The organism is Pseudomonas sp. GM78 (assembly GCF_000282475.1).
Lineage (GTDB): Bacteria > Pseudomonadota > Gammaproteobacteria > Pseudomonadales > Pseudomonadaceae > Aquipseudomonas.
This window is the reverse complement of record NZ_AKJF01000065.1, coordinates 1-25,069: the sequence shown is the minus strand read 5'-3', so window position 1 is coordinate 25,069 and position 25,069 is coordinate 1. Positions and strand designations below refer to the sequence as shown.

The 25,069-nt window shown below is 60.2% G+C and carries 22 protein-coding genes; 12 read left to right on the top strand and 10 right to left on the bottom strand.

The window, feature by feature from the left end; genetic code table 11:
* Positions 1-6: 6 nt before the first annotated feature.
* The 8 genes from rseP to rpsB form a co-directional block, all read right to left on the bottom strand.
* Positions 7-1,359, bottom strand: coding sequence for an RIP metalloprotease RseP (gene rseP / locus PMI35_RS22395; RefSeq protein ID WP_008057314.1), 1,353 nt, complete (start codon positions 1,357-1,359; stop codon positions 7-9).
* Between the two features lie 54 nt (positions 1,360-1,413).
* Entirely contained in the window at positions 1,414-2,604 is a 1,191-nt protein-coding gene (gene ispC, locus PMI35_RS22400) for a 1-deoxy-D-xylulose-5-phosphate reductoisomerase (protein WP_008057312.1), read from the bottom strand.
* Positions 2,601-3,407: a phosphatidate cytidylyltransferase gene (locus PMI35_RS22405; protein WP_008057311.1), complete on the bottom strand. Its 807-nt coding sequence runs from the start codon at positions 3,405-3,407 to the stop codon at positions 2,601-2,603. The genes ispC and PMI35_RS22405 overlap by 4 nt, the downstream gene beginning before the upstream one ends.
* Complete coding sequence (uppS, locus tag PMI35_RS22410; RefSeq protein ID WP_008057310.1) at positions 3,407-4,162, bottom strand: polyprenyl diphosphate synthase; 756 nt, start codon at positions 4,160-4,162, stop codon at positions 3,407-3,409. The genes PMI35_RS22405 and uppS overlap by 1 nt, the downstream gene beginning before the upstream one ends.
* Positions 4,163-4,175: 13 nt before the next feature.
* Positions 4,176-4,733, bottom strand: a complete 558-nt coding sequence (gene frr, locus PMI35_RS22415) for a ribosome recycling factor (RefSeq protein WP_008057309.1) — start codon at positions 4,731-4,733, stop codon at positions 4,176-4,178.
* Positions 4,730-5,473, bottom strand: a complete 744-nt coding sequence (gene pyrH, locus PMI35_RS22420) for a UMP kinase (RefSeq protein ID WP_003222124.1) — start codon at positions 5,471-5,473, stop codon at positions 4,730-4,732. Before pyrH ends, frr begins: the two co-directional genes overlap by 4 nt.
* 209 nt (positions 5,474-5,682) lie before the next feature.
* On the bottom strand, positions 5,683-6,546 hold the full coding sequence (tsf, locus tag PMI35_RS22425; protein WP_008057308.1) for a translation elongation factor Ts: 864 nt from the start codon (positions 6,544-6,546) through the stop codon (positions 5,683-5,685).
* Positions 6,547-6,736: 190 nt separating this feature from the next.
* Positions 6,737-7,474 carry a 30S ribosomal protein S2 gene (gene rpsB, locus PMI35_RS22430; protein ID WP_008057307.1) on the bottom strand — a complete coding sequence of 246 codons (738 nt, stop codon included), beginning with the start codon at positions 7,472-7,474 and terminating at the stop codon, positions 6,737-6,739.
* A 371-nt stretch (positions 7,475-7,845) separates the two neighbouring features.
* On the opposite strand from rpsB, the gene map reads away from it, so the two are divergent.
* The 4 genes from map to PMI35_RS33415 all read left to right on the top strand — a co-directional run bounded on the left by map (position 7,846) and on the right by PMI35_RS33415 (position 13,707).
* The gene (gene map, locus PMI35_RS22435) at positions 7,846-8,628 is read left to right on the top strand and encodes a type I methionyl aminopeptidase (protein ID WP_008057306.1); all 783 of its coding nucleotides are present in this window, start codon (positions 7,846-7,848) and stop codon (positions 8,626-8,628) included.
* Between the two features lie 40 nt (positions 8,629-8,668).
* The gene (locus PMI35_RS22440; RefSeq protein ID WP_008057305.1) at positions 8,669-11,371 is read left to right on the top strand and encodes a [protein-PII] uridylyltransferase; all 2,703 of its coding nucleotides are present in this window, start codon (positions 8,669-8,671) and stop codon (positions 11,369-11,371) included.
* Positions 11,372-11,488: 117 nt separating this feature from the next.
* Complete coding sequence (dapC, locus tag PMI35_RS22445) at positions 11,489-12,688, top strand: succinyldiaminopimelate transaminase (RefSeq protein WP_008057303.1); 1,200 nt, start codon at positions 11,489-11,491, stop codon at positions 12,686-12,688.
* Positions 12,689-12,966: 278 nt separating this feature from the next.
* Positions 12,967-13,707 carry a M12 family metallopeptidase gene (locus tag PMI35_RS33415; protein ID WP_008057301.1) on the top strand — a complete coding sequence of 247 codons (741 nt, stop codon included), beginning with the start codon at positions 12,967-12,969 and terminating at the stop codon, positions 13,705-13,707.
* Positions 13,708-13,720: 13 nt separating this feature from the next.
* Here PMI35_RS33415 and PMI35_RS22455 read toward each other — a convergent pair whose 3' ends face one another.
* A complete protein-coding gene (locus PMI35_RS22455; protein WP_008057299.1) occupies positions 13,721-15,352 on the bottom strand; it encodes a Na+/H+ antiporter in 1,632 nt (543 codons plus the stop codon).
* A gap of 216 nt (positions 15,353-15,568) precedes the next feature.
* On the opposite strand from PMI35_RS22455, the gene PMI35_RS22460 reads away from it, so the two are divergent.
* The 4 genes from PMI35_RS22460 to PMI35_RS22475 all read left to right on the top strand — a co-directional run bounded on the left by PMI35_RS22460 (position 15,569) and on the right by PMI35_RS22475 (position 18,755).
* On the top strand, positions 15,569-15,931 hold the full coding sequence (locus PMI35_RS22460) for an ArsC family reductase (RefSeq protein ID WP_008057297.1): 363 nt from the start codon (positions 15,569-15,571) through the stop codon (positions 15,929-15,931).
* 32 nt (positions 15,932-15,963) lie between these two features.
* Positions 15,964-16,998 (top strand): 2,3,4,5-tetrahydropyridine-2,6-dicarboxylate N-succinyltransferase, encoded by a 1,035-nt coding sequence (dapD, locus tag PMI35_RS22465; RefSeq protein ID WP_008057296.1) that lies wholly within the window; start codon positions 15,964-15,966, stop codon positions 16,996-16,998.
* 150 nt (positions 16,999-17,148) lie between these two features.
* Positions 17,149-18,354: an aminotransferase class V-fold PLP-dependent enzyme gene (locus PMI35_RS22470; RefSeq protein ID WP_008057294.1), complete on the top strand. Its 1,206-nt coding sequence runs from the start codon at positions 17,149-17,151 to the stop codon at positions 18,352-18,354.
* Positions 18,351-18,755: a SufE family protein gene (locus PMI35_RS22475; RefSeq protein ID WP_008057293.1), complete on the top strand. Its 405-nt coding sequence runs from the start codon at positions 18,351-18,353 to the stop codon at positions 18,753-18,755. Before PMI35_RS22470 ends, PMI35_RS22475 begins: the two co-directional genes overlap by 4 nt.
* Before the next feature lie 39 nt (positions 18,756-18,794).
* On the opposite strand, the gene tcdA is transcribed toward PMI35_RS22475, so the two are convergent.
* Entirely contained in the window at positions 18,795-19,604 is an 810-nt protein-coding gene (tcdA, locus tag PMI35_RS22480) for a tRNA cyclic N6-threonylcarbamoyladenosine(37) synthase TcdA (RefSeq protein ID WP_008057292.1), read from the bottom strand.
* 216 nt (positions 19,605-19,820) lie between these two features.
* Between tcdA and PMI35_RS22485 the strand changes: the two genes are divergently transcribed.
* The 4 genes from PMI35_RS22485 to PMI35_RS22500 all read left to right on the top strand — a co-directional run bounded on the left by PMI35_RS22485 (position 19,821) and on the right by PMI35_RS22500 (position 25,048).
* Complete coding sequence (locus PMI35_RS22485) at positions 19,821-22,412, top strand: glycosyltransferase (protein ID WP_008057291.1); 2,592 nt, start codon at positions 19,821-19,823, stop codon at positions 22,410-22,412.
* Positions 22,413-22,625: 213 nt separating this feature from the next.
* Positions 22,626-23,777 carry a succinyl-diaminopimelate desuccinylase gene (gene dapE, locus PMI35_RS22490; RefSeq protein WP_008057289.1) on the top strand — a complete coding sequence of 384 codons (1,152 nt, stop codon included), beginning with the start codon at positions 22,626-22,628 and terminating at the stop codon, positions 23,775-23,777.
* Positions 23,777-24,586 carry a putative RNA methyltransferase gene (locus PMI35_RS22495; protein ID WP_008057288.1) on the top strand — a complete coding sequence of 270 codons (810 nt, stop codon included), beginning with the start codon at positions 23,777-23,779 and terminating at the stop codon, positions 24,584-24,586. The genes dapE and PMI35_RS22495 overlap by 1 nt, the downstream gene beginning before the upstream one ends.
* A gap of 84 nt (positions 24,587-24,670) precedes the next feature.
* On the top strand, positions 24,671-25,048 hold the full coding sequence (locus PMI35_RS22500; RefSeq protein WP_008057287.1) for a hypothetical protein: 378 nt from the start codon (positions 24,671-24,673) through the stop codon (positions 25,046-25,048).
* Positions 25,049-25,069 lie beyond the last annotated feature (21 nt).

The following is a 25,069-nucleotide window of genomic DNA, read 5'->3' as shown; positions in this document are numbered from 1 at the left end:
GAAGCGTTACAGTCGACCCAGATCATTGACCAGAGCAAGCAACATCACCCCAATCACCAAACTGATGCCGATCTGTATCCCCCAACCTTGCACCCGATCCGACAAGGGACGACCACGCGCCCACTCGATCAGATAAAACAACAAATGCCCCCCATCCAGTACAGGAATGGGCAGCAAATTCAGAACACCCAGGCTAATACTCAGATAAGCAAGGAAATTCAGGAAATCAGCGACGCCCGACTGGGCCGAAGCGCCCGCCACTTTAGCAATGGTTATCGGTCCACTCAAGTTTTTTACCGAGAGCTCACCGAACAACATTTTCTTCAACGAATCGAGGGTCAGCAGGCTCATCGTCCAGGTGCGTCGAGCCCCTTCCCCCACGGCGGCCAACGGCCCGTAACTGACTTCGCGAATCATCTCCGGTGGCCAATCGACCGCTTTCACCCCCGCCCCAAGGTAACCGGTGGGGGCTTTGCTTTCGCCACGGGCGGCCAACATGACGGGGACGTCGATTTGAGCAGCGTCACGTTCTACCCGCAGCATGATCTTGGTATCAGGATGCATACGGACCGTATCGACGACCTGTTGCCAGTCATCCACCGCCTTGCCATCCACCGCCAACAGCCGGTCACCGGTCTTCAGGCCAGCCGTCTGGGCCGGGCCTTTGGGATCCAGCTCGGCCAGTACGGGCGGCAATGCCGGGCGCCATGGACGAATACCCAGCGAACGAATCGGATCCGGCTCATCTGCGCCCTTGAGCCACTTGTCCAGCACCAGTTCACGAGGCGAATCCACCGTGGATCCCTGCTCACGCACCAGCAATTGCAGGGAACCGCTTTCACCCAGGCGACGGACCAATTGCAGATTGACCGCAGCCCAACCGGAAGTGGGCTCGCCGTCGATGGCAATGATTTCCTGACCTGCGCCCAGGCCTGCCCTGGCAGCAAGGCTACCGGACTCAACAGCGCCGATGACCGGGCGGACCTGCTCGGTACCGAGCATCGCCAACGCCCAGAAAAACACCATCGCCAACAAAAAGTTGGCAATCGGCCCTGCCGCCACGATCGCAATGCGCTGGCGCACCGATTTACGGTTGAAGGATTGATCGAGCTGATCAGCAGGCACTTCGCCTTCTCGCTCGTCGAGCATTTTAACGTAGCCACCCAGCGGAATGGCAGCCACCACGAATTCAGTACCCTGCTTGTCGTGCCAGCGCAGCAGCGGCATACCAAAGCCTACGGAGAAACGCAGCACCTTGACCCCACAGCGACGCGCGACCCAGAAATGGCCGAACTCGTGGAAGGTAACCAGCACACCCAAAGCGACCAGGGTGCCGACAATCATATAGAGCGCGCTCATCTATTTTCTCCGCATTCCTAATCCAGTCCTGCATGGGCCGGCGCATTGCAACACTTACCGCCCGTGGCGACTCAACCATTGCTCGGCCAGTACACGCGCCTTGGCGTCTGCCGTGAACACCGCTTCAAGATCATTCACTACAACCACAGGCTCGAGATTGAGTACTTCTTCGATGATACTCGCGATTTCCAGGTAACGAACCCGTCCGTCGAGAAAGGCCGCCACAGCGACTTCATTTGCCGCATTCAACATCGCCGGAGCGCTGTTGCCCGCCTCGGCGGCGTGACGAGCCAGGCGCAGGCACGGGAATCGATCTTCATCGGGCGCCTGGAAATCCAGGCGCGCAACGGCAAACAAGTCCAGCGGCGGCACGCCTGAGTCAATTCGCTCAGGCCAGGCCAGCGCATTGGCGATCGGCGTGCGCATGTCCGGATTGCCCAACTGGGCCAATACCGAGCCATCGATGAAGTCGACCAGCGAATGAATCACACTTTGCGGGTGAATCACCACTTCAACCTGGGACGGCTTGGCATCGAACAGCCAGCAGGCTTCGATCAATTCAAGCCCTTTATTCATCATGCTGGCCGAATCGACCGAGATTTTGCGCCCCATGGACCAATTAGGGTGGGCACAGGCCTGCTCGGGCGAAACATGCGCCAGCTCGGCCATGGGTGTCTGCCGGAACGGACCGCCAGAGGCGGTCAGCAGGATCCGGCGCACGCCGACCGAATCCAGGCCACGGGCAAAATCCCGGGGCATGCACTGGAAAATCGCGTTGTGCTCACTGTCGATCGGCAGCAATACCGACCCGCTTTTGCGCACAGCCTGCATGAACAACGCGCCGGACATGACCAGCGCTTCCTTGTTGGCCAGGAGGATCTTCTTGCCGGCCTCAACGGCCGCCAGGGTCGGACGCAAGCCCGCTGCGCCGACGATGGCCGCCATGACCGCATCGACCTCAGGGGCGGCAGCCACCTGGCACAGCCCCTCCTCCCCCACCAGAACCCGAGTCGACAGACCGGCAGCGCGCAAATCATCCTGCAAGCAGCGGGCAGCAGCGGGCTCAGGCACCACGGCAAACTGTGGGGCGTGACGCACGCACAGCGCCAGCAGCTCGCTCAGGCGGCTGAAACCGCTCAAGGCGAAGACTTGGTAGCGCTCCGGGTGGCGGGCGATGACATCCAGGGTGCTCAAACCGATCGAGCCCGTGGCCCCCAGGACAGTTATCTGTTGAGGGCGGCTCACGGTGCAGCCATCCACAACAGCACCGCAAACACCGGGATCGCCGCGGTCAGGCTGTCGATGCGGTCCAGCACGCCGCCATGCCCCGGCAGCAGATTACTGCTGTCCTTGATCCCGGACTGGCGCTTGAACATGCTTTCGGTGAGATCACCCACCACCGAGACGAATACGATCAGCGCAGCGCCGATCAAGCCCTTGAACAATTGCGCCACCGTCCAGTCACGCACCAGGGCAACCAGGGTGGTGATCACCAGGCTCAAGGCCAGGCCGCCGTACACGCCTTCCCAGCTTTTGCCCGGGCTGACCTGCGGCGCGAGCTTGCGCTTGCCGAAAGCACGCCCGGAAAAATAAGCACCGATATCGGCGCCCCAGACCAGCACCATCACCGCCATGATCAGCCAGTTACCCAGCGGGTACTGCTTGATCTGTACCAGGCCTTGCCAGGCCGGCAACAGGATCAACAGGCCGATCACCAGCTTGCAGGCGGCGCTCGCCCAATGCTCGCTGGAGCGTGGGTAGGTCAGCACCAGATAGGTCGCCACCGCCCACCACAACACCGAAGCACCCAATACCCATGGCGCAAGGCCCGGCAGGATGTACATGACGAACAGCATCAATGCGACGACGGCGGCATAGCCGGCACGAAACGCTTGAGCAGTGAAACCGGCGAGGCGCGCCCACTCCCAGGCACCCAAGGTCACGACCAGGCCGATGAACAGCGCAAAAGCGGAACCCTCCAGCAGAAAAAACCCACACAGGGCAATCGGCAGCAGGATCAGCGCGGTGATGATTCGTTGTTTAAGCATTAAACCCGGGCTCCAGCCTCGACCTGCTCGCTCGTTTTACCGAAGCGGCGCTGGCGAGATGCGAAATCGGCCAGCGCATTGCGCATGGCATCGTGTTTGAAGTCCGGCCAGAACAGGTCGGAGAAGTACAACTCGGCGTAGGCCAGTTGCCACAGCAGGAAGTTACTGATGCGATGTTCGCCACCGGTACGGATGCACAAGTCCGGCAACGGCAGGTCGCCGGTGGCCAGACAGGTTTGCAGCAGCTCTGGGGTGATGTCTTCCGGCCGCAGATGCCCGGCCTGAACTTCACGCGCCAGGCGTTGTGCGGCTTGTGCGATATCCCACTGACCGCCGTAGTTGGCAGCGATCTGCAGGACAAAGCGATTGGCGCCGGCCGTCATGGCCTCGGCTTCACGCATGGCAGCCTGGAGTTCGGGGTGGAAGCGCGAGCGATCGCCAATGATGCGTAAGCTGATGTTGTTGTCGTTGAGGCGCTTGGCCTCTCGACGCAATGCCTTGAAGAACAGATCCATCAAGGCACTCACTTCATCGGCTGGACGTTGCCAGTTCTCACTGGAGAACGCGAACAGGGTCAACACCTCGACCCCCGCCTCGGCGCACACCTCGATGACCGCGCGCACCGCATCCACACCCGCTTTATGCCCGGCGACACCCGGCATAAAGCGTTTTTTCGCCCAGCGATTATTACCATCCATGATGATCGCGACATGGCGCGGCACCGCGGACGGTGCAACCTGCTTGGTCTTTTCCATGAAAACGCGACCCTTATACGGCCATCAGGTCTTTTTCTTTCTGCGCCAGGTTCGCATCGATTTGAGCCACGTACTTCTTGGTCAGATCATCGATTTCGCCAGTTGCGCGACGCTCTTCGTCTTCGCTGATTTCCTTTTCCTTGACCAGATCCTTGAGCTGGCTGTTGGCATCGCGACGGATGTTGCGCACGGCAACCCGGGCATCCTCAGCCACGTCACGCGCCTGCTTGGTAAAGCCCTTGCGGGTTTCCTCGGTCAGGGCCGGCATGGAGATCAGCAGCAACTCACCCAGGTTGGTCGGGTTCAGGTTCAGGCCGGCACTGCCAATGGCCTTGTCTACAGCACCCAGCATGTTGCGCTCAAAGGCAACGACTTGCAGGGTACGGGCGTCCTTGACAGTGATGTTCGCCACTTGCTTGATCGGGGTATCGGCACCGTAGTACGGAACCATCACACCTTCCAGGATGCTTGGGTGCGCCTGGCCGGTACGGATACGACCGAAGTTGTGCGCCAGCGATTCCACGGACTTCTGCATGCGCTCTTGAGCGTCTTTCTTGATTTCGTTGATCATTGTTGGCCTTCCTCGATCAGGGTCCCTTCAGCGCCACCATGCACGATGTTCAGCAGGGCGCCGGGCTTGTTCATGTTAAATACGCGCAACGGCATCTTGTGGTCGCGGCACAGGCAAATGGCCGTCAGATCCATCACGCCCAGCTTGCGATCCAGTACTTCATCGTAGGTCAGATGATCGAACTTCTCGGCATGCGGGTCCTTGAATGGGTCAGCGGTGTAGACGCCATCGACCTTGGTTGCCTTGAGCACGACATCGGCGTCGATTTCAATTGCACGCAGGCAGGCAGCCGAATCCGTAGTGAAGAACGGGTTACCGGTGCCGGCCGCGAAAATCACCACATCCTTGGAATTCAGGTGGCGCATGGCCTTGCGGCGATCGTAGTGATCGGTCACGCCGACCATGGAGATGGCCGACATCACGATGGCCGAGATATTGGCACGTTCCAGCGCATCGCGCATGGCCAAGGCGTTCATCACAGTGGCCAGCATGCCCATGTGGTCGCCCGTAACCCGGTCCATGCCGGCCTTGCTCAGCGCTTCGCCGCGGAACAGGTTGCCGCCGCCGATCACCAGACCGACCTGGACACCGATGCCAACCAGTTGGCCGACTTCCAGCGCCATGCGATCCAGAACTTTCGGATCGATCCCGAACTCTTCCGAGCCCATCAGGGCCTCGCCGCTAAGCTTGAGTAGAATGCGTTTATAGCGAGCCTGATAACCACTGCCCTGCTGAGCCATTGCGAATCTCTCCTGCGGCGTATTTTAAAAATTCTTTGCGAGCTGTTTTCAGCTGGCGTTCACTCTAGCGTGACGCTGCTTCAGCGCCATCGGAACATGGCTTTGTAAGCCAGTTCCAAACGGAAACCAATAAAAATTGGCAACCCATCTGAAAAGAGGCTGCGCGCGTGAGCGGGCAGCCTCTTCAGGGCGACAGTTAAAAAACCGTCTTATTGCTTGGCGGCAGCCAGCTGTGCAGCAACTTCTTCAGCGAAGTTGTCTACTGGCTTCTCGATGCCTTCGCCAACCTTGAAGTAGGTGAAGGAAACGATTTCAGCGCCGGCTTTCTTGGCCAGGGCGCCTACGGTAACTTCCGGATTCATGACGAAAGCCTGCTCAACCAGGCTGGCTTCGGCCAGGAACTTGGTGATACGACCAGCAATCATCTTCTCGACGATTTCAGCTGGCTTGCCTTTCATCTTGTCTTCGTTCAAGGACAGGAAAACGCCCTTTTCACGCTCGATGGCTTCTGGCGAAACCTGCGATGGCAGCAGGAACTCAGGGTTGCTTGCAGCCACGTGCATGGCGATCTCTTTGGCCAGCTGAACATCGCCGCCCTTGAGAACAACAGCAACACCGATCTTGTTACCGTGCAGGTAAGTACCGACCACGTCACCTTCAACGCGAACCAGGCGACGGATGTTGACGTTTTCGCCAACTTTGGCCACCAGGGCTTCACGAGCCGATTCCTGAGCGGCGATCAGCGGAGCTGCGTCGGTCAGTTTTTCGGCGAAGGCTTTTTCTACGCTGGCAGCAACGAAGTTCTTGAAGTCGTCTTGCAGGGCCAGGAAGTCGGTCTGCGAGTTCACTTCCAGCAGTACGGCGGACTTGTCGTCAGCCTTGATGGCGATGGCGCCTTCAGCGGCAACGTTGCCCGCTTTCTTGGCAGCCTTGATGGCGCCCGAAGCACGCATGTCATCAATGGCTTTTTCGATGTCGCCGCCAGCCTTGGTCAAGGCCTTTTTGCAGTCCATCATGCCTTCGCCGGTACGCTCGCGCAGTTCTTTGACCAACGCTGCAGTAATCTCTGCCATTTCAAAATTCCTCTTGGATAGGTTATCAACCATTCCACCCGATCGAACGGGCGTTCAATTCTTCCCGAACCACCCTTGTTAGCTGCCGCACGTTACAGATAGAGCAGTGGGCGCCGACAAACGGTTTTCGAGGTGGCAAAAAGGGGGCCAAGCCCCCTTTTTGCTTACTGAGTCAACGCCAGGGCGTCAATTACTCAGCTGCAGCTGCCGGAGCTTCTTCAACGAAAACTTCGGTGCCGCCAGCAACGTTGTTGCGACCACGGATAACAGCGTCAGCCATCGAACCCATGTACAGCTGGATAGCGCGGATTGCGTCATCGTTGCCTGGGATGATGTAGTCAACGCCTTCCGGGCTGCTGTTGGTATCGACTACGCCGATAACCGGGATGCCCAGCTTGTTGGCTTCGGTGATCGCGATGCGCTCGTGATCAACGTCGATAACGAACAGAGCGTCTGGCAGACCGCCCATGTCCTTGATACCACCCAGGGAACGATCCAGCTTTTCCAGGTCACGGGAGCGCATCAGCGCTTCTTTCTTGGTCAGCTTGGCGAAAGTACCGTCTTCGGCTTGTACTTCAAGGTCACGCAGACGCTTGATGGAAGCACGGATGGTCTTGAAGTTGGTCAGCATGCCGCCCAACCAGCGGTGATCGACGTACGGCGAACCGCAACGTGCTGCTTCTTCAGCAACGATCTTGCCAGCGGAACGCTTGGTGCCGACGAACAGAATCTTGTTTTTGCCCTGGGCCAGGCGCTCTACGAAAGTCAGAGCTTCGTTGAACATTGGCAGGGTTTTTTCAAGGTTGATGATGTGGATCTTGTTACGCGCGCCGAAAATGTATTTACCCATTTTCGGGTTCCAGTAACGGGTCTGGTGACCGAAGTGCACACCGGCCTTCAGCATATCGCGCATGTTGACTTGGGACATGATAGTTCCTTAATAAGTCGGGTTTGGCCTCCACGTATCCCAATGACCAACCACCAGCATTTCGCTTGCGGCACCCAGGTCATCGTGTCGACACGTGTGTGGATTTAAGCTTTTCGGGGCATCCCCGGAAAGCGGCGCATTTTATACCACAGGGCAGGAAAAAACGGAACCCGGATTCTGAAATCGAGGCAAATGCTCGCCACCATCCCTTGGAATCAGCCCGGAATGCGCCATTCTATAGAGAGAAGCGATCTACAGGGCCGCGGATTTGCGCTGATCGTCTGTTAGAATCGCGTTTTTCAGGGCTGCGAAGATCGATCGCGCAACGCCCTTTTCGTCACAAAGCGCCATTGAGCGCAGAGAGAGCCTGTATGACCGTCACCCTCAAAACCCCCGAGGACATCGCAAAAATGCGCATCGCCGGCAAACTGGCCGCCGATGTGCTGGAAATGATTGCCGAATATGTCAAGCCGGGCGTCACCACCGATCAGCTGAACCAGATCTGTCACGACTATATCGTCAACGAACAGAAGGCTATCCCTGCCCCGCTGAATTACAAGGGCTATCCGAAGTCGATCTGCACCTCGATCAACCATGTGGTCTGCCACGGCATCCCGAACGACAAGCCGCTCAAGGATGGCGACACCCTGAACATCGACGTCACCGTCATCAAGGACGGCTACCACGGCGACACCAGCCGCATGTTCCACGTCGGCACCGTGCCGGTCTGGGCCGAGCGCCTGTCGCAAGTGACCCAGGAATGCATGTACAAGGCCATTGAAATCGTCAAGCCTGGCTGCCGCCTGGGCGACATCGGTGAAATCATCCAGAAGCACGCCGAGAAAAACGGCTTTTCGGTGGTTCGCGAGTTCTGTGGCCACGGCATCGGCAAGGTGTTCCATGAAGAGCCGCAGATCCTGCACTACGGCCGTGCCGGCACCGGCATGGAACTGAAGGCCGGCATGACCTTCACCATCGAGCCGATGATCAACCAGGGCCGCGCCGACACCAAGGTGCTGGGCGATGGCTGGACCGCGATCACCAAGGACCGCAAGCTGTCGGCACAGTGGGAACACACCCTGCTGGTGACCGAAACCGGCTACGAGATCTTCACCCTGCGCAGCGATGACACCATCCCCCGCGTTTCGGCCTGATCCCGTCACCGTACCCAGCCTATAGAAAGGAAAGCAATCGATGCCGCAGGTGGATCCCGAACTCTTCGATCGTGGCCAGTTCCAGGCTGAACTGGCCCTGAAGGCCAGCCCGATCGCGGCCTTCAAGAAGGCGATCCGCCAGGCTCGCGAAGTGCTCGACGGGCGTTTTCGCAGCGGCCGGGACATTCGACGCCTGATCGAGGACCGCGCCTGGTTCGTCGATAACATCCTGCAAAAGGCCTGGGAGCAATTCAACTGGAGCGAGGACGCCGACATCGCGCTGGTCGCGGTCGGCGGCTACGGTCGTGGCGAATTGCATCCTTATTCCGACATCGACCTGCTGATCCTGCTGGACAGTGCGGACCACGAGGTTTTCCGTGATCCCATCGAACGTTTCCTGACCCTGCTGTGGGACATCGGCCTGGAAGTCGGCCAGAGCGTTCGTTCGGTCGACGAGTGCGCCGAGGAGGCCCGCGCCGACCTGACGGTCGTGACCAACCTGATGGAAAGCCGCACCATCACCGGTCCCGAACACCTGCGCCAGCGCATGCTGGATGTCACCAGCACCGCGCACATGTGGCCGAGCAAGGATTTCTTCCTGGCCAAGCGCGCCGAGCAGAAAGCCCGGCACCACAAGTACAACGACACCGAGTACAACCTGGAACCCAACGTGAAGGGCTCGCCCGGCGGACTGCGGGATATCCAGACGATTCTCTGGGTGGCCCGTCGCGAGTACGGCACCCTGAACCTGCGGGCACTGGCCGGCGAAGGTTTCCTGGTCGAAAGCGAGAACGCCCTGCTGGCCTCCTCCCAGGAGTTCTTGTGGAAGGTGCGCTACGCGCTGCACATGCTCGCCGGTCGCTCCGAAGACCGCCTGCTGTTCGATCACCAGCGCACCATTGCCGGGCTGCTGGGGTTCCAAGGCGACGACGCCAAGCAGGCCGTCGAGAACTTCATGCAGCAGTATTTCCGCGTGGTCATGAGCATTGCCCAGCTCAGCGACCTGATCATCCAGCACTTCGAGGAAGTCATCCTCGCGCCGGAGGATGCGGCGCCGCCACAACCGGTCAACTCGCGATTCCAGCTGCACGACGGCTATATCGAGGCGCGTAACGACAACGTGTTCCGCCGCACGCCGTTCGCCATGCTCGAGATCTTCGTGCTGATGGCCCAGCAACCGGAAATCAAGGGTGTGCGCGCCGACACCATTCGTCTGCTGCGCGAAAATCGACACCTGATCAACGACGACTTCCGCAACGACATACGCAACACCAGCCTGTTCATCGAACTGTTCAAGTGCAAGATCGGCATCCACCGCAACCTGCGCCGGATGAACCGCTACGGCATTCTCGGGCGTTATCTGCCGGAATTCGGTTTCATCGTCGGCCAGATGCAGCACGACCTGTTCCACATCTATACGGTTGATGCCCACACCCTGAACCTGATCAAGCACCTGCGTAAGCTGCAGTACACCCAGGTCTCGGAAAAATTCCCGCTGGCCAGCAAACTCATGGCCAAGCTGCCCAAGCCTGAACTGATCTACCTGGCCGGCCTGTACCACGACATCGGCAAAGGCCGGCATGGCGATCACTCGGAAATCGGCGCGGTGGACGCCGAGTCCTTTTGCCAGCGTCATCAGTTGCCGGTGTGGGACAGCCGCCTGATCGTCTGGCTGGTGCAAAACCACCTGGTGATGTCGACCACGGCCCAGCGCAAGGATTTGTCCGATCCGCAGGTGATCCATGATTTCGCCCAGACCGTGGGCGATGAAACCCGCCTCGACTACCTGTACGTGCTGACGGTCGCCGACATCAATGCCACCAACCCGACGCTGTGGAACTCCTGGCGGGCCAGCCTGCTGCGCCAGCTCTACACCGAAACCAAGCGCGCCCTGCGTCGCGGCCTGGAAAACCCGGTGGACCGCGAAGAGCAGATCCGCCAGACCCAGAGTGCCGCGCTGGACATCCTGGTGCGCGGTGGCACCGACCCGGACGACGTCGAGCAATTGTGGGCGCAACTGGGAGATGACTATTTCCTGCGCCACACTGCCGGCGACGTCGCCTGGCACAGCGATGCGATCCTCCAACAGCCGGCCTTCGGCGGGCCGCTGGTGCTGATCAAGGAAACCACTCAACGCGAGTTCGAGGGCGGCACGCAGATCTTCATCTACGCACCGGACCAGCACGACTTCTTCGCCGTGACCGTGGCCGCGATGGACCAGCTCAACCTGAACATCCATGACGCCCGGGTCATCACCTCCAGCAGCCAGTTCACCCTCGACACCTACATCGTGCTCGACACCGACGGCGACTCGATCGGCGATAACCCGGCACGGGTCAAGCAGATCCGTGACGGCCTGACCGAAGCCCTGCGCAATCCGGACGATTACCCGACCATCATCCAGCGTCGGGTGCCGCGCCAGCTCAAGCATTTCGCCTTTGCACCACAGGTGACGATCCACAACGACGCCCAGCGTCCGGTGACCGTGCTGGAACTGACCGCCCCCGATCGCCCTGGCCTGCTGGCGCGGGTCGGTACGATCTTCCTGGAGTTCGACCTGTCGCTGCAGAACGCCAAGATCGCCACCCTCGGCGAGCGCGTGGAAGACGTGTTCTTCATCACCGACGCGAACAACCAGCCGCTGTCCGACCCGTTGCTGTGCAGTCGTTTGCAGGATGCAATTGTCGAACAATTGAGCGTCAACCAGGAACCCGATATCAAACTGTCGCGCATCAGTATCTGAATCAAACCCAATCCCCTGTAGGAGCTGCCGCAGGCTGCGATCTTTTGATCTCGCTTTTCAGGATCAAGATCAAAAGATCGCAGCCTGCGGCAGCTCCTACATTGAACGAGGCCCCTCATGAACAAAGCTTTGTCGCAGCTCCAGCCCTACCCTTTCGAGAAACTCCGCGCCCTGCTCGGCAGCGTTACGCCCAACCCGGACAAGCGCCCAATCGCGCTGTCGATCGGCGAACCGAAACACCGCTCGCCGAGCTTCGTCGCCGAAGCCCTGGCGAGCAACCTGGATCAGATGGCCGTGTACCCGACAACCCTCGGCATCCCGGCCCTGCGTGAAGCCATCGCCGCCTGGTGCGAGCGCCGCTTCGGCGTGCCGAACGGCTGGATCGACCCGGCGCGCAACGTACTGCCGGTCAACGGTACCCGTGAAGCGCTGTTCGCCTTCACCCAGACCGTGGTCAATCGTGGCGACGACGCGCTGGTGGTCAGCCCGAACCCCTTCTATCAGATCTACGAAGGCGCGGCGTTCCTCGCCGGGGCCAAGCCACACTACCTGCCCTGCCTGGACGAAAACGGCTTCAACCCGGATTTCGATGCCGTTTCGCCGGACATCTGGAAACGCTGCCAGATCCTGTTCCTGTGCTCGCCGGGTAACCCGACCGGCGCGCTGATCCCGGTCGAGACCCTGAAAAAACTGATCGCCCTGGCCGATGAATACGACTTCGTGATCGCTGCGGACGAGTGCTACAGCGAACTGTACTTCGACGAACAAACCCCACCGCCAGGTCTGCTCAGCGCCTGCGCGGAACTGGGTCGCCAGGATTTCAAGCGCTGCGTGGTGTTCCACAGCCTGTCCAAGCGCTCCAACCTGCCGGGCCTGCGTTCCGGTTTTGTTGCCGGTGACGCGGATATCCTCAAGGGCTTCCTGCTCTATCGCACCTACCACGGCTGCGCGATGCCGGTTCAGACCCAACTGGCCAGCGTTGCTGCGTGGAACGACGAAGTGCATGTACGCGCCAATCGTGCGCTGTATCGCGAGAAGTTCGACGCCGTACTGGAAATCCTCAGCCCGGTTCTGGACGTACAACGTCCCGATGGCAGTTTTTACCTGTGGCCGAATGTGGCTGGCGACGACGCAGCCTTTTGCCGCGACCTGTTCGAGCAGGAGCATGTGACCGTGGTGCCGGGCTCCTACCTGTCACGGGATGTCGACGGCGTCAATCCGGGTGCCGGGCGTGTGCGCATGGCGCTGGTTGCGCCGTTGGCCGAGTGTGTTGAAGCTGCAGAGCGGATTCGTGCGTTTGTTACTGCGAAAAGATAAGTCGGTCCGTCCCGCCCTGTGCAATGCAGTGGCGGGATATCATTTCAGCGCAAGCTGCAATCCTTCGAGACATATCGCTTTCACGACCAACAAAAATTGACGATCGAAAAACGCGAAACACCAAGACCTCGCAATACCGAGAACCAAAACCACACTTCACTTCTTAATCATCACAACCGTATTATCCCAAAGCGCACTTAGCAAGTATCACAACTCGCGAAGCCTTACCAAACCCCGATAACTTACAACAAACCATTCATAATACGGACATTATTCTCATGGACACGGATGAATTGCACATTTGCGGTGGCCTCCCACCCGTCGACATCGACGCAGCTTATGATACCACGCCAGAATATTCTGATAGCGATGGTGGAATGCGCATTAGGCGTGCCTTTGGCTTACCCTCTGTATATTGGCCTGAAGCCATTAGATTAAAAATCGGTTTCCTTGAAAGTGACCCTGAACTCGAAGACCTTTTCAAATCAGCAGTAGCGCAATGGACGCCACATATAAATCTCAGTATCGAATATGTTATAAATTTGACACAGGCAGATATAAGGGTAGCTTTCGGGGCCTGCAGAGACGGTCACTGGTCGCGCGTTGGAACGGATGCTCTGACAGTTCCAATTGAAAAACCGACTATGCAAATTGACTTTAAAGAGGAACATAGCGACGAAATATGGATCGCAATAATACTTCACGAATTTGGTCACGCCCTTGGTCTGCAACACGAACATCAGCACCCCGATGCCAATATAGACTGGCATACACCCAAGGTTTACAAAATATGTAAAGAAAGGCACGGCTGGTCAGAAGATACGACCCGTTCCAATATTTTCCGAAAGCACAAAAACATTAAAGCACTGGGCCCTTACGATCAAACATCAATCATGCATTACGGTTTTGGCAAGGCATTTATCTGGAAAGGGACAGCAATCCCCAGGCCCTTGACACTTTCAGAAAAGGACAAAGAGTTGATATCAAGCATTTACCCACCACACCTACGTCGGGGTTAACGCGCCCTCCCCCTTAACTAACTTCACCCAAATTTGCCTCACTCAAATCCAGCTCACCTAACACCTCACGCAACACATCATCACCAATCTGGTGATTACCGCTGAGCTTGTACAACTCCAGGCGCTGCGCCCGCAGCGCCCGGAGCCGTAAACGTCGCTCCAGCAAATCCATCTGAAGAGCCAGAGCCTGGGCTTCCACTGAATCGTTGAACACCTCGAGCTGATGCCGATACTCGGACATGATCCGTGCCTTCAGCTCAACCGCCAGCGCAGCCTGGGCCGCATCCTGCGGGGTGACCTCTTCAACTTCGAGCGCATGAATCGCCGCCTGCGCGGTTTTGCGCCAGGCATCACGCACTTCATTGCGGCGCTTGTCGTCCGGGCTTTTTTCTATGCCACGCAGCAGCAACGGCAAGGCCACGCACGCGGCGATCAACGACAACAGGATCACCCCGGCAGCGATGAAGATCAGCAGGTCACGCTCGGGAAACGCGTCGGCCCCCATCAGCATCGGCACCGACATCACACCTGCCAGCGTCACCGCCCCGCGCACGCCGCCGACAGTCAGCAACCAACATGAACGGGCACTGGGCACCCGGGTGATCTCGTCCTTGCCGCGCCAGCGCCGCAACAGAATCGAAAGGCGCCAGATGCTCTGCACCCAGACGAACCGCAATACCAGCAGCACCAGGAAAATCGCCAGTACATCGACGCAGCGATAGAGCAGCGTCGGCCACAGCGAGGCTTCATGACTGGCCACGGCCTTGATGATGTCCGGCAACTGCAAACCCAGCAGCAGAAAAATCAAGCCATTGAAGGCGAATTCGAGCAATGACCAGACGCTGCGATTGAGCAGCCGCGTATTGGTCTGGCGCGGCAGCAGATCGAGCCAGCTTTGCATCATCCCCGCCGCTACCGCCGACAGGATGCCCGACGCACCCACGCGCTCGGCGAGCACGTAGGCGGCAAACGGCAGCAACAACATGAAGACGACGTGGGTGGCCGGGTCATCCCAGCCGCGGGCAATCATCCACGAGCGCAGGCGCCCCACCAACCAGCTCAAGGCCACGCCAATCGCCAGGCCACCGACCGCCACCAACACAAAGGTGACACTGGCGTTGGCCAGCGAAAACGCCCCGGTCACCGCCGCCACCAGGGCGAACTTGAACGTCACCAGACCCGAGGCATCGTTCATCAAGGCCTCGCCCTGCAGGATGTGCATCAAGGGCGTCGGCAAGCGATTCTGGGAGATCGCCGACACCGCCACGGCGTCCGTGGGCGACAGCACCGCAGCCAGCGCAAACGCCACCGGCAGCGGGATACTCGGCAGCAACCAGTGAATGAAGTACCCGGCACCGACCACGGTAAATAGCACCAGGCCCACAGCCAGGGTCAGGATCGGGCCACGCAGGCGCCAGAACTCTCGCTTGGGCATGCGCCAACCGTCGGAAAACAATAATGGCGGCAGGAACAGGAACAGAAACAATTCAGGGTCCAGCGCCACATGCAGGCCCAGGGTCGGCCAGGCCAGCAAGGCGCCCGCGGCAATTTGCACCAACGGCAACGGTAGCGGGATCACCCGCCCGAGCAAGCGCGAAACGCCCACCAGCATCAACAGAATCAGAACGGTGTAGGCGGTTTGCATAAAACGGGGTTCCCGGACAATCGACAGCATTGAAGTGCCATATTAGCCGCTTAGACTGAGCGTGCCCCTTGCACCAATGTCGCACGCCGCCACGCCAGGGGCCCTGGTTTTATGCCATGGCACAAAGACAAACCTGACCATAGCCGCCGCGAAGCCGTCCGGTCATGGCATAATCCGGCACCTTTTATTTCCGACACCTGTAAAGGGGGCGATTCCTTGACCGTTTCAAGTAAAACGTTGCACCTTTTCGGCATCAAAGCCTGCGACACCATGAAAAAGGCGCGCACCTGGCTCGATGAACACGCTGTCAGCTATGACTTTCATGATTACAAAGCGGTCGGTATCGACCGTGAACACCTGACCCAATGGTGCAACGAGCACGGCTGGGAAGTGGTGTTGAACCGCGCAGGCACGACCTTTCGCAAGCTCGACGACGAACGCAAAGCCGATCTCGACCAGTCGAAAGCCATCGAACTGATGCTCGCACAACCTTCGATGATCAAGCGCCCGGTGCTCGATCTCGGTGACCGAACCCTGATTGGCTTCAAGCCAGATATCTACGCGGCCGCGCTCAAGTAAGCAGCCCGTTTCAATTTGCTAGAGGTATCAACATGTCCACTACCCCGTTCAGCCTGGCCTTTGGTGTCGGCACTCAAAACCGTCAAGGCGCCTGGCTGGAAGTGTTCTACGCACAGCCACTGCTCAACCCGTCGGTCGAACTGGTCGCTGCCATTGCGCCAATCCTGGGCTACACCGAAGGCAACCAGGCCATCACCTTCACCACCGCGCAAGCTTCGCAACTGGCTGAAGCGGTGAAAGGCGTCGACGCTGCCCAGGCCGCCCTGCTGACCCGCCTGGCCGAGAGCCACAAGCCGCTGGTCGCCACTATCCTGGCCGAAGACGCGCAACTGACCTCCACGCCTGAGGCCTACCTCAAGCTGCACCTGCTGTCCCATCGCCTGGTCAAGCCACACGGCCTGAACCTGGCTGGCGTGTTCCCGCTGCTGCCAAACGTAGCCTGGACCAGCCAGGGCGCCATCGACCTGTCCGAACTGGCCGAGCATCAACTCGAAGCCCGCCTGCGCGGCGAGCTGCTGGAAGTGTTCTCGGTGGACAAGTTCCCGAAAATGACCGACTACGTCGTACCGGCTGGCGTGCGTATCGCTGACGCCGCGCGTCTGCGCCTGGGCGCCTACGTGGGCGAAGGCACCACCGTGATGCACGAAGGCTTCATCAACTTCAACGCCGGCACCGAAGGCCCGGGCATGATCGAAGGCCGCGTCTCCGCTGGCGTATTCGTCGGCAAGGGTTCGGACCTGGGCGGCGGCTGCTCGACCATGGGCACCCTGTCGGGTGGCGGCAACATCGTGATCAAGGTTGGCGAAGGCTGCCTGATCGGCGCCAACGCCGGTATCGGCATCCCGTTGGGCGATCGCAACACCGTTGAGTCGGGCCTGTATGTGACGGCCGGTACCAAGGTGGCGCTGCTGGACGAGAACAACGAGCTGGTCAAGGTCGTGAAGGCCCGTGAACTGGCTGGCCAGACCGACCTGCTGTTCCGTCGCAATTCGCAAACCGGTGCCGTGGAATGCAAAACCCACAAATCGGCCATCGAACTGAACGAAGCGCTGCACGCTCACAACTAAGCGTCGCACGATCACCTCTAATCCCGTAGGAGCGAGGCTTGCCCGCGAAGCTTTTGGCGGCTTCAAGGGCCCCTTCGCGAGCAAGCTTCGCTCCTACAGGGTCAGCAAGGTCAGGCGTACACCCGCCCATGTTCACCAGGGCCGAACACCATGATGATTCTCTCCCCGTGGCGCGCCGATTTCCCGGCCATCGCCGCCCTGCAACGGCAAGGCCAGACCTATCTGGACAACGCCGCCACCACGCAAAAACCTCAAGCGCTACTGGATGCCCTGGCGCATTACTACGCCAATGGCGCGGCCAACGTGCATCGGGCGCAACACCTGCCCGGCGCCCACGCCACCCAGGCGTTCGAGGACAGCCGCCGCAAAGCCGCGCAATGGCTCAACGCCGGTGACAGCGGGCAGATCATATTCACCCACGGCGCGACCTCTGCGCTAAATCTCCTGGCCTATGGCCTGGAACCTCTTTTCAATCCGGGCGATGAAATTGTCATCAGCGCCCTGGAACACCACGCCAACCTGCTGCCGTGGCAGCAACTGGCGCACCGCCGCGAGTTGAAACTGGTGATCCTGCCACTGGATGCCGACGGCGTGATCGACCTCCAGGCCGCCACGAATTTGATCGGCCCACGCACGCGACTGCTGGCGGTTAGCCAGTTGTCCAACGTGATCGGCGCCTGGCAACCCCTGCCCGCGCTGCTGGCGATGGCCAAGGCGCATAACGCACTCACCGCGATCGACGGCGCCCAGGGCGTGGTCCATGGCCGGCATGACGTGCAGGCACTGGGGTGCGATTTTTACGTATTTTCCAGCCACAAGCTCTACGGGCCCGATGGCCTGGGCGTGTTGTTCGGGCGCCATGAAGCGCTGCAACAGCTACACCCCTGGCAGTTCGGCGGCGAGATGGTGCTGGACGCCAACTATCACGACGCGCGCTTCCGCCCTGCACCGCTGGGATTCGAAGCCGGCACGCCGCCGATTTCCAGCGTCATTGGCCTGGGGGCAACCCTGGACTACCTTGCCGGGCTCGATCAGGACGCCGTATCCGCCCACGAAGCGGCGCTGCATGACCGTCTGCTCAAGGGCCTCGAGGCGCGCAACGGCATCCGCCTGCTAGGCAAGCCGCAAGTGGCGCTGGCGAGTTTTACCATCGAGGGTATACATAACTCTGATCTGGCGCACCTGCTGACCGAACAAGGCATTGCGGTGCGCGCCGGTCATCACTGCGCCATGCCGCTGCTCAAAAGCCTGCACCTGGCCGGAGCGATCCGGGTGTCGTTGGCGCTGTATAACGACTCCGAAGACCTGGAACGGTTCTTTGAAGCGCTGGATCAAGCACTGGAGTTACTGCGATGAGCCTGTCTGCTGAAGCCGTGGCCGCGCTGCAAGCCTTTCAAGATCTGCCGGGCTGGGAACAACGGGCGCGCCTGCTGATGCAGTGGGGCGAGCGCCTGCCGGCATTGAGCGAAGTGGAAATGTGTGACACCAACCGCGTGCATGGCTGTGAAAGCCAGGTGTGGTTGGTGGGTGAGCTGAAGGATGGCCACTGGCTGTTCAGGGCCAACAGTGATGCACGCTTGATTCGCGGCTTGGTGGCGTTGCTGTTGGCGCGGGTCAACGGGTTGTCGGCGGCTGATCTGAAGCAGGTGGATCTGGCGGACTGGTTCAATCAGCTGGGGTTGGGTCGCCAGTTGTCCCAGTCGCGCAGCAATGGCTTGAATGCGGTGCTTCAGCGAATGCGCGAACTCGCCGCCTGACGCTGATCGTTCCCACGCTCTGCGTGGGAACGATCAGCGTCAGGAAGGTTTGATGCGCTCCGCCGGCCGCCGCACACCCGCCACAATCTTGTCCACCGCCTTGGTCGCCGCGACCATGCCGAAGGTCGCCGTCACCATCATCACCGCGCCAAAGCCACCGGCGCAGTCAAGCTTCACACCATCGCCGACGAAACTCTTCTGCAAACAAATGCTGCCATCGGGTTTCGGGTAGCGCAGTTGCTCGGTGGAGAACACGCACGGCACGCTGTAGTGACGGGTCACGGTGCGTGAGAAGCCATAGTCGCGGCGCAAGGTGGAGCGCACTTTCGACGCCAGCGGGTCATTGAACGTACGGTTGAGGTCACAGACCTGGATCAGCGTCGGGTCAATCTGCCCGCCCGCGCCGCCGGTGGTGATGATCTGGATCTTGCGCCGCTTGCACCAGGCAATCAGCGCCGCCTTGGCGTTGACACTGTCGATGCAGTCGATCACGCAATCGATGTTCGGGGTGATGTATTCGGCCATGGTCTCGCGGGTGACGAAATCCGGCACCGCGTGCACCGTGCAATCCGGGTTGATCCCGCGCAGGCGCTCGGCCATCACTTCGACCTTGGGTTTGCCGACGGTGCTGTCCAGCGCGTGCAACTGACGGTTGGCGTTGCTGACGCAGACATCGTCCAGGTCGAACAACGAAATCTCGCCAACACCGCAACGGGCCATGGCTTCCGCCGCCCAGGAGCCAACGCCACCAACGCCGACAATCGCCACGTGCGCCGCGCGCAAGCGTTCAAGGCCCTCGACGCCATACAAACGGGCGATGCCTGCAAACCGCGGATCTTCTGTACTCATGACCATCACCTCAAAAACCGGCGCGCAGTATAGGGCTTCGCGGCACTAAATTTTAGGCTTCAAGCGGTCAGTGTAAGAACTTATGTGAAATCAAATTGCCCAATATCGGGTAATTCCCTGTCCGCTGTAGGTTCAGAGAATGCCTAGTGTAGGATTCGCCCCCCTTGGCGGCCCGACCGTTCCTTCGTTCCACAGTCTTTGGAACCCGAAATAACTATGTCATCGCGTAAATTTGGACTCAACCTGGTGGTGGTGCTCGCCATCGCTGCCTTGTTTACCGGCTTCTGGGCGCTGATCAATCGCCCGGTGACCGCGCCCAACTGGCCCGAACAGATCTCCGGCTTCTCGTACTCACCTTTCCAGCAGGGTCAATTCCCACAAAAAGAGCAGTACCCGACCGACGATCAAATGCGTCGCGACCTGGAGATCATGAGCAAGTTGACGGACAACATCCGTACCTACTCGGTGGACGGCACGCTTGAGAACATCCCCAAACTGGCGGAAGAATTCGGCCTACGGGTGACACTGGGGATCTGGATCAGCCCGGACCAGGAACGCAACGAACGGGAAATCGCCCGTGCCATCGAAATCGCCAACTCTTCGCGCAGCGTCGTGCGCGTCGTTGTCGGCAACGAAGCGATTTTCCGTAAGGAAATCACCGCCGCCGAACTGAGCGTGATCCTAGATCGCGTCCGCGCCGCGGTGAAAGTGCCGGTGACCACGTCCGAACAGTGGCACGTCTGGGAAGAACACCCGGAACTGGCCAAGCACGTCGACCTGATCGCCGCCCACGTGCTGCCCTACTGGGAATTCATCCCGATGGACAAGGCCGGGCAGTTCGTCCTCGACCGCGCCCGCGACCTGAAAAAGATGTTCCCGAAAAAACCGTTGCTGCTGTCTGAAGTGGGCTGGCCGAGCAACGGCCGCATGCGCGGTGGCGCCGATGCGTCGCCGGCAGACCAGGCGATCTACCTGCGAACCCTGGTCAACAAGCTCAACCGCCAGGGTTTCAACTACTTCGTGATCGAAGCATTCGACCAGCCGTGGAAGGTCAGCGACGAAGGTTCGGTGGGCGCCTATTGGGGTGTGTTCAACGCCGCGCGCCAGCAGAAATTCAACTTCGAAGGCCCGGTGGTCGCCATTCCGCAATGGCGCGTGCTGGCCATCGGTTCGGTGGTATTGGCGCTGCTGTCGCTGACCCTGCTGATGATCGACGGCTCGGCCCTGCGCCAGCGTGGCCGCACCTTCCTGACCTTTATCGCATTCCTCTGCGGTTCGGTGCTGGTATGGATCGGCTATGACTACAGCCAGCAATACAGCACCTGGTTCAGCCTGACGGTGGGCTTCCTGCTCGCCCTCGGCGCGCTCGGGGTGTTCATCGTGTTGCTGACCGAGGCTCACGAACTGGCCGAAGCGGTGTGGATCCACAAGCGGCGTCGGGAATTCCTGCCGGTGGAAGGCGATTCCAGCTATCGCCCGAAAGTCTCGATCCATGTGCCCTGCTACAACGAGCCGCCGGAGATGGTCAAACAGACCCTCAACGCCCTGGCCAACCTCGACTATCCGGACTTCGAAGTCCTGATTATCGACAACAACACCAAGGATCCGGCGGTCTGGGAACCGGTGCGCGACTACTGCGAAACCCTCGGCCCGCGCTTCAAGTTCTTCCACGTCGCGCCATTGGCCGGTTTCAAGGGCGGCGCCCTGAACTACCTGATCCCGCACACCGCCAAGGATGCCGAAGTGATCGCGGTGATCGACTCCGATTACTGCGTGCACCCCAACTGGCTCAAGCACATGGTGCCGCACTTTGCCGATCCGAAGATCGCCGTGGTGCAGTCGCCGCAGGATTACCGCGACCAGAACGAAAGCACCTTCAAGAAGCTCTGCTACGCGGAATACAAAGGCTTCTTCCACATCGGCATGGTCACCCGTAACGACCGTGACGCGATCATCCAGCACGGCACCATGACCATGACCCGGCGCTCGGTACTCGAAGAACTGGGCTGGGCCGACTGGTGCATCTGCGAAGACGCCGAACTGGGCTTGCGGGTCTTCGAAAAAGGCCTGTCGGCGGCGTATTACCACGACAGCTACGGCAAGGGCCTGATGCCCGATACCTTCATCGACTTCAAGAAACAGCGGTTCCGCTGGGCCTATGGTGCGATCCAGATCATCAAGCGCCACACCCGCAGCCTGCTGCGCGGCAAGGACACCGAACTGACCCGCGGCCAGCGTTACCACTTCCTCGCGGGCTGGTTGCCGTGGGTCGCGGATGGCATGAACATCTTCTTCACCGTCGGCGCGCTGTTGTGGTCGGCGGCGATGATCATCGTGCCGCAGCGGGTCGATCCACCGCTGTTGATTTTCGCGATCCCGCCGTTGGCGCTGTTCGTGTTCAAGGTCGGCAAGATCATCTTCCTCTACCGTCGCGCCGTCGGCGTGAACCTCAAGGATGCGTTCTGCGCGGCGCTGGCGGGACTCGCGTTATCGCACACCATAGCCAAAGCGGTGCTGTACGGCTTCTTCACCAGCAGCATTCCGTTTTTCCGCACACCGAAGAATGCCGATAACCACGGCTTCTGGGTGGCGATTTCGGAAGCCCGGGAAGAGGTGTTCATCATGCTGTTGCTGTGGGGTGCGGCGCTGGGGATCTTCCTGGTGAACGGCATGCCGAGCAACGACATGCGCTTCTGGGTGACCATGTTGCTGGTGCAGTCGCTGCCGTACCTGGCGGCGCTGATCATGGCGTTCCTTTCGTCGCTGCCCAAACCTTCGGGCGAAACCGAAACGGCGCCAGCGGTCTAAATCTTCACCGATGCACTAAACGGCGGCCAATGGTCGCCGTTTTGCTTTAAGATAACCGCCATTTTGCAGGGCCTCGCCCCATTGGCCTGCCCCAATGCCTGTGGGAGCGAGCCTGCTCGCGATGAGGCCGTCACATTCAACATTTATGTTGACTGAGATTGCGCCTTCGCGAGCAGGCTCGCTCCCACATATACAGCTTCCGGAGTTTTTTCCATGACGGCCCACGCCGACCTTTCGCCGACCCTTCAACTCGCCATCGACCTGATCCGCCGTCCGTCCGTGACGCCGGTCGACGCCGATTGCCAGAAGCAGATGATGCAGCGCCTGGGCGATGCCGGTTTCATGCTGGAACCGATGCGCATCGAAGATGTGGATAACTTCTGGGCCACCCACGGCAAACACGATGGCCCGGTGCTGTGCTTCGCCGGCCACACCGACGTGGTGCCGACAGGTCCCGTGACCGCCTGGCAGATCGACCCGTTCAACGCGGTGATCGACGAGCACGGCATGCTTTGTGGCCGTGGCGCGGCAGACATGAAAGGCAGCCTGGCGTCCATGACCGTGGCGGCCGAGCGTTTCGTCGCCGACTACCCGGATCACAAGGGCAAGGTCGCGTTCCTGATCACCAGCGACGAAGAAGGCCCGGCGCACCACGGCACCAAAGCCGTGATTGAACGCCTGGTCGCGCGCAAGGAGCGTCTGGACTGGTGCATCGTCGGCGAACCGTCGAGCACCACCCTGGTCGGTGACGTGGTCAAGAATGGTCGTCGCGGCTCCCTCGGCGCCAAGCTGACCGTGCGCGGCGTGCAGGGCCACGTGGCCTATCCGCACCTGGCGAAGAACCCGATCCACCTCGCTGCTCCAGCCCTGGCGGAACTCGCCGCCGAGCATTGGGACCATGGCAACGATTTCTTCCCGCCAACCAGCTTCCAGATTTCCAACGTCAACTCCGGCACCGGCGCGACCAACGTCATCCCGGGTGACCTGGTCGCCGTGTTCAACTTCCGCTTCTCCACCGAGTCGACTGTCGAAGGCCTGCAAAAGCGCGTCGCCGACATCCTCGACAAGCATGGCCTGGACTGGCACATCGACTGGGCACTGTCCGGCCTGCCGTTCCTCACCGAGCCGGGCGCGCTGCTCGACGCCGTGTCGTCGAGCATCAAGGACATCACCGGGCGTGAAACCCAGGCGTCCACCAGCGGCGGCACGTCCGACGGTCGTTTCATCGCGACCATGGGCACGCAAGTGGTCGAGCTGGGGCCGGTCAACGCGACCATCCACCAGGTCAACGAGCGCGTGCTGGCGGCCGACCTCGATGTGCTGACCGAAATCTACTACCAGACCCTTGTCAAGTTGCTCGCCTGATGCTCGCTTGCCCGATCTGCAGCGAACCGCTCAACGCGGTGGACAACGGCGTGGCCTGCCCCGCCGGGCACCGTTTCGACCGTGCGCGCCAGGGTTACCTGAACCTGTTGCCGGTGCAGCACAAGAACAGCCGCGACCCTGGGGATAACCAGGCGATGGTCGAAGCCCGCCGCGACTTCCTCAACGCCGGCCATTACGCGCCGGTAGCCAAGCGCCTGGCGCAACTGGCGGCAGGTTACGCGCCACAGCGCTGGGTCGATATCGGTTGTGGCGAGGGTTACTACACCGCGCAAATCGCCGATGCCTTGCCGGATGCCGACGGCTACGCCCTGGACATCTCTCGCGAAGCGGTCAAGCGCGCCTGTAAACGCAACCCCAAGCTCACCTGGTTGATCGCCAGCATGGCCCGCGTGCCGCTGGCGTCGGGCAGCTGCCAGTTCCTGGCCAGCGTTTTCAGCCCGCTGGATTGGGAGGAAGCCAAGCGCCTGCTCAGCCCCGGCGGCGGCCTGATGAAAGTCGGACCGACCAGCGGCCACCTGATGGAGCTACGTGAGCGGCTGTACGACGAAGTCCGCGAGTACATCGACGACAAGCATCTGGATCTGGTGCCCGAAGGCATGACACTGGCACACAGCGAAACCCTGACCTTCAAACTGACGCTTGCCAGTGGCCAGGACCGGGCGAACCTGCTGGCCATGACCCCCCACGGCTGGCGTGCCAGTGCCGAACGCCGGACAGCGGTCATCGAGCAAGCCGAGCCTTTCGAGGTCACCGTGTCGATGCGCTACGATTATTTCGTACTTCAATAACTTCAATCCTTTTTGGTCTTGGGCAATGGCCCAGGGCCGGCTAAATCCGCGAATGGATTTTTCAGACACGCAGTGAGGACATCCATGCGCCAGCCCGATATCGAGATTTACCTGAAAGACGCCGACGTCGACCACAAGGCCATCTCGGCCTGGCTCGGCACGGCATTGGGCCCGTGCACCGACTGGGTGCAGAAAGGCCAGACCTACAAGTGCAAGGCCGGCAACGTGCCGGTGACCTGGTTGCCCAAGGCCGTAGGAAAGTGGAACAGCCTGTACCTGGAAAGCGACCAGACGCCGTGGGACGACGACATTGCTTGCGCCCGCGCCGCTTTTACCGCACTGAACGTCGAAGTGCGCTGCGCACCGGGTAGCTGGGTCGAGGAAGAAGGTGAGGAGACGGCAGATCGCTGGATTCGCATCAGCGCCGACGGTGAAGAAGAGATCACCTGGAAAACTGCTTAACCGCCAAAAGATCGCAGCCTG

Bases quoted from the DNA above. Each gene is read 5' to 3' on its own strand.
- PMI35_RS22485 (WP_008057291.1), top strand. From the start codon at position 19,821: ATGTCATCGCGTAAATTTGGACTCAACCTGGTGGTGGTGCTCGCCATC.
- map (WP_008057306.1), top strand. From the start codon at position 7,846: ATGACCGTCACCCTCAAAACCCCCGAGGACATCGCAAAAATGCGCATC.
- rpsB (WP_008057307.1), bottom strand. From the start codon at position 7,474: ATGTCCCAAGTCAACATGCGCGATATGCTGAAGGCCGGTGTGCACTTC.
- frr (WP_008057309.1), bottom strand. From the start codon at position 4,733: ATGATCAACGAAATCAAGAAAGACGCTCAAGAGCGCATGCAGAAGTCC.
- dapE (WP_008057289.1), top strand. From the start codon at position 22,626: ATGACGGCCCACGCCGACCTTTCGCCGACCCTTCAACTCGCCATCGAC.
- PMI35_RS22455 (WP_008057299.1), bottom strand. From the start codon at position 15,352: ATGCAAACCGCCTACACCGTTCTGATTCTGTTGATGCTGGTGGGCGTT.
- uppS (WP_008057310.1), bottom strand. From the start codon at position 4,162: ATGGAAAAGACCAAGCAGGTTGCACCGTCCGCGGTGCCGCGCCATGTC.
- pyrH (WP_003222124.1), bottom strand. From the start codon at position 5,473: ATGGCTCAGCAGGGCAGTGGTTATCAGGCTCGCTATAAACGCATTCTA.
- PMI35_RS22500 (WP_008057287.1), top strand. From the start codon at position 24,671: ATGCGCCAGCCCGATATCGAGATTTACCTGAAAGACGCCGACGTCGAC.
- PMI35_RS22405 (WP_008057311.1), bottom strand. From the start codon at position 3,407: ATGCTTAAACAACGAATCATCACCGCGCTGATCCTGCTGCCGATTGCC.
- dapD (WP_008057296.1), top strand. From the start codon at position 15,964: ATGTCCACTACCCCGTTCAGCCTGGCCTTTGGTGTCGGCACTCAAAAC.
- tsf (WP_008057308.1), bottom strand. From the start codon at position 6,546: ATGGCAGAGATTACTGCAGCGTTGGTCAAAGAACTGCGCGAGCGTACC.
- PMI35_RS22470 (WP_008057294.1), top strand. From the start codon at position 17,149: ATGATGATTCTCTCCCCGTGGCGCGCCGATTTCCCGGCCATCGCCGCC.
- dapC (WP_008057303.1), top strand. From the start codon at position 11,489: ATGAACAAAGCTTTGTCGCAGCTCCAGCCCTACCCTTTCGAGAAACTC.
- tcdA (WP_008057292.1), bottom strand. From the start codon at position 19,604: ATGAGTACAGAAGATCCGCGGTTTGCAGGCATCGCCCGTTTGTATGGC.
- PMI35_RS22475 (WP_008057293.1), top strand. From the start codon at position 18,351: ATGAGCCTGTCTGCTGAAGCCGTGGCCGCGCTGCAAGCCTTTCAAGAT.
- PMI35_RS33415 (WP_008057301.1), top strand. From the start codon at position 12,967: ATGGACACGGATGAATTGCACATTTGCGGTGGCCTCCCACCCGTCGAC.
- PMI35_RS22495 (WP_008057288.1), top strand. From the start codon at position 23,777: ATGCTCGCTTGCCCGATCTGCAGCGAACCGCTCAACGCGGTGGACAAC.
- PMI35_RS22440 (WP_008057305.1), top strand. From the start codon at position 8,669: ATGCCGCAGGTGGATCCCGAACTCTTCGATCGTGGCCAGTTCCAGGCT.
- rseP (WP_008057314.1), bottom strand. From the start codon at position 1,359: ATGAGCGCGCTCTATATGATTGTCGGCACCCTGGTCGCTTTGGGTGTG.